An 11,069-nucleotide genomic window follows, 5' to 3' on the forward strand; every position below is an offset into this window, starting at 1 on the left:
ACCGGCGGCCGGTCAGTTCTGGACGGGCATGTCGATCGTGGAGCCGTTCTTGCCGGCGTAGACCGCCATGGTGCTGTTCGGCTGCCAGGTGGGCTGGATCATCTGCAGATCGCCGCCGCTGACCGTGACGCGCAGGAGGTGGCCGGCCCGGATGTTCCAGTCCGTCGGCCAGAGCGGGACGGTGAAGTCGTAGAGCTGATTGGGGGTCAGTTGTGCCGGGTTCTCGTGGCTCAGCCGGTGGCTCGCGCGCAGCCAACCCGTGGTGATCACGTAGGAGGTACCGTCCGGGGCGACGTCCTCCATCCGCACCACGATGTTGCCGTCCGGGGCGGAGAGCGTGGCGCGGATGTGCGCGATCGGAGTGCCGACGATGACGGTGTCGGTCTTCATCGGGGTGTCCTCGAACTTGGCGCGCTGGGCGTCGAGGAGGTGCTGGTTGTTCATTGGCTCATCGGCGGAGTTGTAGGTGCCGTGTTCGGCGCAGAAGCAGCCGTTGTCGTACGGGTTCACGTTGTGCAGGATCACCACCGTCGTGTCCGCGCCCCAGCCGCCCAGCAGTGGTACCCGCGTGGTGCGGGTCGGCCAGTCGGGAAGCTCCGTCCATCGTCCGGTGAAGTGCGGCATCAGCCAACTGGTGATCCGGGCGCCCGGCCGCGGGACGTCGGCCCGGTTCATCAGGTACCGGTCGAACCAGCTGAGCATGGCGTGGGCGACGATCGGCCAGTCCGTGTCGCCGGGCAGGAAGTTCAGGTGCGCGCCGGGCAGCATCAGCAGGTGGCTGTGTGCCTTGGCGGCCAGGTAGTTGCGCACCATGCCGTCCGGGAACAGGTCGGCCCAGCCACCGATGCCCAGGATCGGGACCGTGCTGCTGCCGACCGCATTGCCGTCGACGTTCCAGGTCTTCCAGTAGGCGTCCTCGGTGGGATGCGCCCGCCACTGGTCGTTCATGGCCAGGTAGTCGGGGAGGGACGTGGCCATGGCCCCGGGTTGGTCGGCCTGAGCGGTGACGCCGGTGACCGTCGGCCACCACCGCAGCACCGTGCCTGGGGCACCGCCGGGATAGACCATCTCCCGATAGGGGTTGGCATAGGCGACGATCGGCACCGCGGCGGCCAGGTGCGGCGGATGCATCGCGACGGCCTTGTAGGTGGAGATGCCGCCGTAGGAGATGCCGACCTGGCCGATCTTCCCGGTGCTCCACGGCTGCGCGGCGGCCCATTCGATGAGGTCGTAGTTGTCCTTGGACTCCTGCTCCGCGAACGGCCGCCAGGCGCCGGGCGTGCCGCCGGACCCGCGCGGTGAGCAGGTCAGCGTTATGTAGCCGCGTTCTGCCAACGGTTCGGGCAGGCCGGTGGTGGCGTACTGGAGCATCCGGTAGGCGAAGAAGTCGGTGACCACCACGGGGTGCTTGCCGGCCAGTGGCTGCCCGTTCTCGCCGGCCGGGCCGAGCTTGGAGCAGCGCATGGCCACCCCGTCGCGCATCGGCACCCGGATCTCCTCGGAGAGGGTCCGGTAGGGGGCGGGGCGGTCGTAGGTCAGCCACGTCGGCACCGAGCCCTGCTCGAGCAGGGACGGTGACTTCCCCCCGGCGCCGGCGGTGCCGGGCGTGGCCAGCACGGTGGCGGTGAGCGCGAGCGCCGCTGCGGCGCTGCCCCATCGTGGAATTACGGCCACCTGAGCCTCCGGACCGGACGACTCGACCGCCCTGTCCTGCGAGGGTAAACCGGCGGCGATCGGTTCGGCAGACCCCAAACGGCACCCGACCAGCGTGTTTCGCTGCGCCGCCGCACGGACCGGACCGTCCCAGCGCCGTCCCAGGTAGGCCGGGCGGTGCAGGTCGGGCGGTCATGACCGCCATACCGGCGGAATCCGGGTCAAAGCCGCAAACATTCCGGCAAGACCGCGACCCCTGAGCGGACCCCGCCGACCGGAGATTTGTCCCGGTCTGTCCGCTTTCGAACGCAGTGATTTGTCCTGGTTCGTCCCTATTTGTCCGCAAGGTCTAGTAGGTCAGGAAGATCAGCTTTTGCGATCCGGACGCCGTTTACCGACCCCCGGCCCCGCTCTACCTTCCGAATCCGTGAGTTCCTCGCGTCGGCTACGCCGGGAACCACGGACGCTGAATTCGACTTGGCGGGCCTACCGGGCGCGTCGTCGGGGTCTGCACTCATATCCGGGCGCAGCGGGGACCCCAAATCACCCTCCGCACAAATCACTTTTGAACGACGGGAGTACAGCTGATGGGGTCCCAGTCCAGACGCGAGAAACGCGTGTTCCGTGACAGGGTGCTGATTGCCGCCCTCGGCCTTGCGCTGTCGGTCGGCCCGGTCGTCGGGGCGGCCGCGGGGGCCGAAGGTACCGCAGCCCCCGAAACCGTGGTCGGCATGCAGATAGCCGAGATGGCTCAGAGTTCCCAACTCGTCGAACAGCAGGTGAGCGAGCGGTCGGCAATGCGGCCGACCCGCGCGCACACTCGACGGGTGCGGCGGGCCGCGGTCCGGCGGGCGAGACGGGCGATCGGACGCAGACGGCACTGGCGGCACATGTGTCTGTCGTTCGTGCGAACCCGGTACCACCTGCCTCGGCGCCAGCACTCGGCGTACCGGGCCTGGCGGGCCGCGCACCACAAACACCGCCACGACCGGCGTCCGCCGGCCGGCGTCCCGGTGTTCTGGTCCGGCGGATCGCACCACCTGGGCCACGTGGCCATCTCCCTCGGTCACGGGTGGATCATCACCACCGACCTCCCGCGCACCGGCCACGTCACCCGGGTCCGCCTGTCGACCATCCACCGGCGCTGGGGATTGCACTACCTGGGTTGGACTGAGGACCTGGAGGGCTACCGGATCTACCGCCGGTGACCCGGATACCGCAGCGCCACCGCTCGACGATCAGCCCCCGACCCGCACCGACGAGTCGGGGGCTGATTTTTTTCAGGTGCCCGAGCAGCGCCGGCGTTACACGGCACGCCGGGTCAACCGGGTGAACGGATTGTCGTTTCTGTTCGTTGCTCAGCTCCGGTGCGAGCCAAGGCCGCAAACATCACGGCAAGGAATCCGGCACGGGGTTTGTCCGATTGCCGCCCGATTTGTCCCGATTTGCGGAGTTTCCGGCCGGGTGGTTCGTCCGGATATGGAACGAAATGTCCGAATTGTAGGGAAGCTCCCAAGATCTGTTATTGCGATCACGCAGCGTTGACCGACCCCAATCCGGTACTTACCGTCCGAATCTGTGTATCTCTCACGTCCGAATCTCGGGCCGGCGGGGAGAGCACGAGCTCTGGATCAGTTCCGACGGGCCCACAGGCCCGTCGTCGGGGTCTGCAGGCGTCGTACGCGTGCAGCGGGGACCCCATCACCCGCCGGACATCCGGTCTGAACCGAGGGAGTACAACCATGGGGTCCCAAGCCCGAGCAGGGCGGAGCGTGGTCCGCCACAGAGTGCTCACCGCCGCGATAGGCGGGTTGTTGTCGGCCGGCGCGATCGTCGGTGTCGCCGCCCCGGGGGCACAGGCCGCCACGGCCGCCGTCCCGGCAACCACGACGCCGCTCGCCCAGGCGCCCACGGCAGAGGTCGCGGCAGCCGCGACGCCGGTTGTGCAGGTGCCCGAACGAGTCGCGCGTCCGAGTGTGCCGAGCTACCTGCCCACCGTGGCACACACGCGACTGGTCGAGGCGATCGCGTTAGGGAGGGCCAGACGGGCCGTCGGCGCCCGAGGTGTCTGGCGGCACATGTGCCTGGGCTTCGTCCGGACGCGATTCGGGCTGCCCATTCGTCAGCACTCGGCGATCGGGGCGTGGTCCGTGTCGAGCCACAAGCACCGCTGGGACGCGCACCCGCCGGCGGGCGTCCCGGTCTTCTGGTCGGGTGGATCGCGCGGGCATGGCCACGTCGCCCTCTCGCTCGGCCACGGGATGATCGTCAGCACCGACCTTCCGTACAACGGTCACGTCACCCGGACCACCCTGTCGGCCCCGCGCCGGCACTGGGGGCTGCACTACCTGGGTTGGACCGAGGACCTGGAGGGCTACCGGATCTACCGGCGTTGACCTGACGAGCACGGAACAGCCCCTGACCCGGGAACGGGGGGTCAGGGGCTGTTTCGCGTCAGTGCTCGGGCTGCGCCGCGAGGTCCTCGAAGGCCTGCCACATGGCCGCGTAGTTGCCCCCGGCGGCGAGCAACTCGGAATGGGTGCCGAGCTCCACGACCCGGCCGGCGCGCATCATCGCGATCCGATCGGCGGTCCGCGCGGTCTGGAGTCGGTGGGCGATGATCACGGTGGTCCGCCTGCGGGCGACGCGGTGCATGGCCGCGGTCACCAGCGCCTCGGTCGCCAGGTCGAGGTTCGAGGTCGCCTCGTCGAGCAGCAGCACCGCCGGGTCCATCAGTTCGGCCCGGGCCAACGCGATCAGCTGCCGTTGCCCGGACGACAGGGATCGGCCGTGCCGGCTGACGGCGGAGTGGTAGCCGTCGGGTTGGGCGGCGATGAAGTCGTGGGCACCGGTCGCGCGGGCGGCGGCTTCGATCTGCGCGTCGGAGGCGTGCGGTCGGCCGTAGGCGATGTTGTCGCGGATCGTGGTGGCGAACAGGAACGCTTCCTGCGGCACGTAACCGAGTTGGGTGCGAAAGGCGTGCAGGTCCATCGACCGCAGGTCCCCGTCATCGACGGTGATGGTGCCGGTGTCCGGGTCGTAGAACCGCGCCAGCAACTTCATCATCGTCGACTTGCCTGCCCCCGTCTCACCGACCAGGGCGAGGGTCTCGCCGGCGACCAGATGCAGGTCGATCCCGCGCAATGCCTCGGGCAGTTTGGTGGCCTGCTTCGACTCGGGGATCCGGACGTCGGCCGGGCCGCGGCGCTGTTCGTCCCGGGCGGCGGGCGGGGCGGGGTAGGAGAAGCGCACGTCGCTCGCCGCGATCTCGCCGGCCAGTCGACCCAGGGCCACCGGGTGCTCCGGGTTCGGGGTGAGGGTCGAAAGGCCCATCAGGCCCGTGATGCGGTTGATCGAGACCCGGCTCTGCTGCCAGGAGTCGAAGACCTGCGACAGCGCCTGGATCGGGTCGAAGAACATGTCGACGTAGAGGATGAAGGCCATCAGGGCACCGGTCGTCAGCCGGCCGGAACCGATCAGTTGCACACCGACGCCGAGCACGATCGCGTCCGCGACCGCGGAAAGCAGTTGCACGAACGGGAAGTAGAGCGCGACCAGTCGCTGCGCGGCCAGCCGCGAGTCCAGGTAGTGCCGGCCGAGGGACTGGAAATGCTCGGTGGTCGCGGCCTCGTGGGCGAAGGCCTGGGCCTCGCGGACCCCGGACAGGCTCTCCTGGAATTCCGCGTTGATCACGGCGATGCGGTCGCGGGACTGCTCGTAGAGCGCGGTCGCGCGCCGCCGGAACGTCACGGTGGCGACAGCCAACGGGACGACGACGGTCAGTGTCCACCCGCCGAGCTCGGGGTTGATGACCAGCAGCGCGACGCCCACGCCGAGGAACGTGACGAACGAGACCAGCGCCGAGACCAGACCGTTCTCGATCAGCGACTCGAACTGGTCGACGTCGGTGGTCATCCGGGTCATGATCCGGCCGGTCATTTCGTGCTCGTAGTAGTCCAGCGACAGCCGTTGCAGTTGCGCCCAGATCCGGATCCGCAGCGCGAGCATGACCCGTTCGGCGGTGCGGCCGGTCACGAACGTCTCCGCGGCCTCGACGACCAGGTCGGCCAGCGTGATCAGCAGCAGCAGCCCGGAAACCGCGAACAGCACCGTGGTTGACGACCGGGCCACGCCGTGGTCGATGCCGATCTTGACCATGAGGGGAGTGGCCAACCCGGCCAGCGCGTCGGCCACGATCAGTGCCAGCCCGATCAGCAGCGGTCGGCGGAAGCCCAGCAGCAGCCGGAAGAGGCTGAATCCGTTGCGGGCCTGCGATTCGGCCGCCACGTCGAGGGCGGGCAGGTCGCGGATCGGCCGCAAGGCCCGCACCCGGGCGAGCAGTTCGGGGCTGGCGGCCAGGGTGCGTCCGCGCCCGATCGCGGCCCGCGGATCGACGACGCCGTCGGTGTTCTGCCTCCGGGCCCAGGCGGTGGCGGTCACGCCGACCAACCCGTTCCGGTCCGCGAGCGGCGCGGACTCCTCGTCCTCCAGACCGGACAGCAACGACCGGTAGCGGGCGCTGGTTACGGTCAGTTCCTCGTGGGTTCCGTCCTCGACGACCCGGCCGTCCTCGACGACGACGATCCGGTCGGCCAGCCCCAGCGTCGACAGACGGTGCGCGATCAGGATCGTGGTGCGGCCGGCCAGTACGGCCCGCAGTTCGTCGTGGATCACCTGCTCGGTACGGGAATCCACGGCGCTGGTCGCGTCGTCGAGAATGAGCACCGCCGGGTCGGCCAGGATCGCCCGGGCCAGCGCGACGCGTTGCCGTTGCCCGCCGGACAGTGTCAGGCCGCGCTCGCCGACCCGGGTCGCGTAACCGTCGGGGAGTTCCCGGATGAACTCGTGCGCGGCCGCGGCCCGGGCGGCGGCCTCAATCTGAGCGGTCGAGGCACCCGGACGGCCGTAGCCGATGTTGGCCTCGACGGTGTCGGAGAACAGGAAGCTGTCCTCGAAGGCGATCGCCACCCGGCTGCGCAGCCACTGCAACCGCAGCCCGCGCACGTCATGGGAGTCCAGCAGCACCCGACCGGAGTCCGGGTCGTGCAGCCGCGAGACCAACGCCGCGGCGGTGGATTTCCCACTGCCGCCGCGCCCAACCAGAGCGACCCGTTCCCCGGGCCGGATGTGCAGGTCGAAACCCTGCAGCACCGGCCGATCCGGCCCGTAGCCGAAATGGACGTCGTCGAAGGTGATCTCACCACGCAGGGTGGGCAACTCCACCGCGTCCGGCGCCTCGCGGACCTTCGGGACCAGGTCGAGCAGTTGCTGGATCCGCTCCAGGCCGGCGCGGGCGTGCTGCGCGATGGTGAGCACGCTGGCCAACTGCCGGGCCGGGTGGACGAACTGCCCGATGTAGCTGGAGAACGCGAGGAATGTGCCCAGGCTGATCCGGTGGTGCAGGGCCAGCCAGCCGCCCAGCGCCAGGACCGCGACCTGCGCCAGGGCCGGGATCGTCTCGAGCAGCGGTTGGTATCGCGACTGCAGTCGGACCAGGCGCATCCTGGATCCGTAGACGGTCCCGGCCGCAGCGGCGACCCGTTCGATCTCGCGGGCCTCCTGAGCGAAGGCCTTGACCACCCGGACACCGGTCACGTCGTCGACGACGATGTCGATGAGTTCGCCCTGGCGTTGCTGGGCGTCCCAGGTGGCCGGCGCGATCCGCCGCCGCATCCGGTAGGTCACAACGAACAGCCCGGGCAGCACGCTCACGCTCACGGCGGCCAGCAGGGGCGAGAGATAGATCATCACGCCCAGCGACACCAGCATCGCGACCACATTCCCGCTCAGCAGCGGGAGATAGTTCAGCAGCGACTGCACCAGCGAGACGTCGGACCCGGCGCGGGCGACGACCTGGCCGGCCGACATGCCGTCCAGCGTCGCCAGGTCCATCGACTGCAGATGCGCCTGGATCCGGTTGCGCAGGTCGTTCTGCACGCCGAAACCGACTCGGCCACCCCGGTAGCGCCGGATGTAGGCCAACCCGAAGCTCACCACGGCCAGCGCGATCAGCGCGGTCAGCCACGGCCACAGCCGCGAGGTGCGCGCGACGATGACCTCGTCGACGATCTGACGGGTGATCAGCGGGACCGCTGCCTGCCCCACGCTGCCGAGCACGGCGGCGCCGAGTGCGAGGCCGACGTCGTGTCGATAGGGCCGCAGGTAGGCCCAGAGTTGCCGGAGCCAACCGCCGCCCACGGCGGGCGTCGACGGCGGGTTCACCTCACCATGTTAGGTAGTGCAGGCCCATGCATGCGTCGGACGCGAACGGTCGACGGGCCTGCGGGTGACGCCATGTCAGGTCAACCATTCCTCGTCGCTGCGGGTCGTCCGGGCCCCGAGCCAGGAGCCCAGTGCTTCGATCAACGGGCCCGGGTTGCGCCGTGACCGGGGGAATCGACGGGCGCTGGTGAACAGCACCCGTCGCGGTGGGTCACTCGTCCGCAGGAGAGCGGCGAAGTCCCGCACGTTCTCGGTGACCACACGTCGGTCGGACTCGCGGGCCCAGCGCGCGATCTGCGGGTCGGACATGGTCGCCAGCACCGGATGACCCGCCACGGCCAACACGTCGAAGCCGTCGCCACGCAGGGTCTCGGCCAGTACCGGGGAGAACATCTCGTCGAGCAGGAGCGCCTCCGCGTTCGCTATGCCTTCGGTGCGCCGTGCCCGGCCCTTCGCAGTCATGCCAGCAGTGCCCGGCGGCGTTCCCATTCCCGTTCGGCCTCGATCGATGCCGTCTCGGCCCGGGTGATCCAGTCCTCGATCTCGTCGGGGTGCGCGCTCCAGTAGCCGATCCCGGCCTCGACCACGGACTGCGGCACCGCGAACGTCTCGGCCGCGGCGCTCACGGCGGTCGGACCGCGTTCGTCGATCTCCCGCAGGAACCGCACCAGTTCCCACACATCGGGCCCGACCACCAGCGACGCGCGCCGGCCTGCCGGGCCGTCACGGAACACGACCCCGGGATGCTCCGCCATTCGCAGACCCTCGTCGACGAGTCGCTGGACCAGTCCCGAAGGAGTGGCGCCTGGCGTCGCGGCGGCGTGCCGGCGCAGACCGGCCAGGACCTCGGCCTCGAACCTGATCGACAGTGGAGCAGTCATGTAGTAAATGTAGCGCAAAGACTCGGTTCAACAAGGCGAAGTGACGCCCGCCGCGGACACCAGGACGTCAGCCTCGCGCGGGCCGGGCAACTCCGCCCCGGTCTGGACGTCGCTGCGGGTCACGGCCAACCGGCAGACCAGCACGAGGACGAGCAGCGCACAGCAGGCGGCGGTCCGGCCGTCGCCGAAGTTGAGGCCGCCGCCGTTGTGCGGCTTGCTGATCCAGTCGGAGAAGGAGGCGCCGAGCGGCCGCGTGACCACGTAGGACATCCAGAACGCCGGCACGCTGTCCAGGCCGAAGCGCCGCCAGGCCAGCGCCGGAAGCACGATCAGTAGGGCGAAGAGCACGCCGGAGGTCAGGAAGCCCAGTTTCATCGAGGCCGCGGTCAGGTCGCCCAGCGCGGTGCCGAGGGCGAAGGTGGAGAACACCGTGGCCCAGTACCAACACTCGCGCCGGCGGGTCGTGATGCTGTGCACGGACAACGTGCCCTCGCTGCGGCGCCACGACCGGAACACCACTGCCAGGACCACTGCCCACAGCAACGTGGTTCCCGCGTAGGGGATGCCGATGTCGACGTGCAGGAAGTCGGCCATGCCGGTCCCGATCACCGCGATGGCGTAGGCGAGCAACCAGTACGCGGCAGCCCGGTAGCGACGGGTGGCGAACTGCGCCACCAGACCGAGCGCGAGCAGCAGCACCTCGATGCCGACCCCGATGACGTTGCCGTAGGTGCCCAGCCAGTCCGAGGTGACCTCGCCACCCGCGGTGGTCAGGATCTTCACCACCCAGAAGACCGCCAGCACCGCGGGCACCTTGGCCGCGATCGGTTGGCCGAACATCCGAGTTGCGCCTGTGCCCCTGTCCATCGGTTCGCTCCAGCGACTCACGGCGGGCGCCCCCCGATGCCCGCGTCCGGATCAACCTTGGATCTTGTTCCTTTGCGTCGGCTTGGGGCCTGCTGCGACGATCCTTCGACCCGACCCGGAGGACCCGATGACCGATTGGCCGGAAATCCCAGCAGGCAGCGATTTCGGTCCCACGAACCTGCCGTACGGGATCTTCACCGCCCCCGGGCACGGTCGGTCCACCCCGCGGGTCGGGGTCGCGATCGGCGAGCACGTGCTGGACCTGAGCACGTTGCGTGGCGAGCCGGAGTTCGCGTCCGCGACGCTGAACCGGTTCCTGGCCCAGGGCCCTGCCCGCTGGTCCGCGGTGCGCGACGACCTGGTCGAACTGGCGTACGGGCCGCGTCACCGGGACCAGGTGCGGCCGCACCTGATTCCCCGGGCCCAGGTGGAACTGCGCCTACCCGTCGAGATCGGGGACTACGTCGACTTCTACTCCTCGCGACACCACGCCGAGAACGTCGGGCGCATGTTCCGGCCCGACGCCGACCCGCTCACGCCGAACTGGTTGCACCTGCCGATCGGCTATCACGGCCGGTCGGGCACGATCGTGGTGTCCGGCACCGACGTGCGCCGCCCGTGCGGCCAGCGGCGCGGCGCGGCCGGGCCGGAGTTCGGCCCGAGCATCCGGCTGGACGTCGAGGCCGAGGTCGGCTTCGTGGTTGGCACGCCCTCCGCCCCCGGCGAACCGGTGGACGTGGACAGCTTCCGCGAGCACGTCTTCGGCGTGGTCCTGCTCAACGACTGGTCGGCCCGGGACATCCAGGCGTGGGAGTACCAGCCGCTGGGCCCGTTCCTGGGCAAGTCGTTCGCGACGTCGATCTCGCCGTGGGTGGTGCCGCTGGCCGCGCTGGAGGCGGCGACGGTCCCGGCCCAGGCGCAGGACCCGACTCCGTTGCCTTACTTGTGGGAGAAACGCAGCAGCGCATTGGACCTGAATCTCGAGGTGTCCTGGAACGAAACCGTCGTGGCTCGTCCGCCGTTCGCTGCGATGTACTGGACGCCCGGCCAACAGTTGGCGCACCTGACGGTCAACGGGGCCTCGCTGCGCACCGGCGACCTCTACGCCTCCGGGACGGTCTCCGGACCGCGACCGGACCAGCGCGGCTCCTTCCTCGAGCTGACCTGGAACGGCGCCGAACCGGTCACCCTGGCGGACGGATCGACGCGCACCTTCCTCGCGGACGGCGACACGGTCTGCATCCGGGCGAGCGCGCCGGCCGTCGGCGGCGGCCGCCTCGGCTTCGGCGCGGTCTGCGGCCGGATCGTGCCGGCGCCGCAGTTATGAGGGTCTCGCGCCGGTCCTAGGCCGCGTACGACCTGGTCTCCGATGTCACCCGCACGGGCGAGTGGAGTTCGGAGTGCAAGGAATGCTCAAGGTGGCGACGGGACTTCCGCGGTCGGTTG

8 protein-coding genes are annotated in these 11,069 nt (G+C 69.7%); 3 read left to right on the top strand and 5 right to left on the bottom strand.

The window, feature by feature from the left end:
• Nucleotides 1-12 precede the first annotated feature (12 nt).
• Nucleotides 13-1,674 carry a CocE/NonD family hydrolase gene (locus VHU88_13470; protein ID HEX3612690.1) on the bottom strand — a complete coding sequence of 554 codons (1,662 nt, stop codon included), beginning with the start codon at nt 1,672-1,674 and terminating at the stop codon, nt 13-15.
• Between the two features lie 611 nt (nt 1,675-2,285).
• Here VHU88_13470 and VHU88_13475 point away from each other — a divergent pair.
• Both VHU88_13475 and VHU88_13480 read left to right on the top strand, forming a co-directional pair.
• Complete coding sequence (locus VHU88_13475; protein HEX3612691.1) at nt 2,286-2,861, top strand: hypothetical protein; 576 nt, start codon at nt 2,286-2,288, stop codon at nt 2,859-2,861.
• A 564-nt stretch (nt 2,862-3,425) separates the two neighbouring features.
• Nucleotides 3,426-4,049 (top strand): hypothetical protein, encoded by a 624-nt coding sequence (locus VHU88_13480; protein ID HEX3612692.1) that lies wholly within the window; start codon nt 3,426-3,428, stop codon nt 4,047-4,049.
• A gap of 58 nt (nt 4,050-4,107) precedes the next feature.
• On the opposite strand, the gene VHU88_13485 is transcribed toward VHU88_13480, so the two are convergent.
• From VHU88_13485 to VHU88_13500, 4 genes are all read right to left on the bottom strand, one after another.
• Entirely contained in the window at nt 4,108-7,875 is a 3,768-nt protein-coding gene (locus VHU88_13485) for an ABC transporter ATP-binding protein (protein ID HEX3612693.1), read from the bottom strand.
• Nucleotides 7,876-7,950: 75 nt separating this feature from the next.
• Nucleotides 7,951-8,337 (bottom strand): DUF5615 family PIN-like protein, encoded by a 387-nt coding sequence (locus VHU88_13490; protein ID HEX3612694.1) that lies wholly within the window; start codon nt 8,335-8,337, stop codon nt 7,951-7,953.
• On the bottom strand, nt 8,334-8,756 hold the full coding sequence (locus VHU88_13495; protein HEX3612695.1) for a hypothetical protein: 423 nt from the start codon (nt 8,754-8,756) through the stop codon (nt 8,334-8,336). Before VHU88_13495 ends, VHU88_13490 begins: the two co-directional genes overlap by 4 nt.
• A 27-nt stretch (nt 8,757-8,783) precedes the next feature.
• Entirely contained in the window at nt 8,784-9,623 is an 840-nt protein-coding gene (locus VHU88_13500) for a hypothetical protein (GenBank protein ID HEX3612696.1), read from the bottom strand.
• Nucleotides 9,624-9,750: 127 nt separating this feature from the next.
• Here VHU88_13500 and fahA point away from each other — a divergent pair, with 127 nt between their 5' ends.
• Complete coding sequence (fahA, locus tag VHU88_13505) at nt 9,751-10,950, top strand: fumarylacetoacetase (GenBank protein ID HEX3612697.1); 1,200 nt, start codon at nt 9,751-9,753, stop codon at nt 10,948-10,950.
• Nucleotides 10,951-11,069: the final 119 nt, after the last annotated feature.

The sequence above is a fragment of the Sporichthyaceae bacterium genome (assembly GCA_036269075.1).
Taxonomy (GTDB): Bacteria; Actinomycetota; Actinomycetes; order Sporichthyales; family Sporichthyaceae; genus DASQPJ01.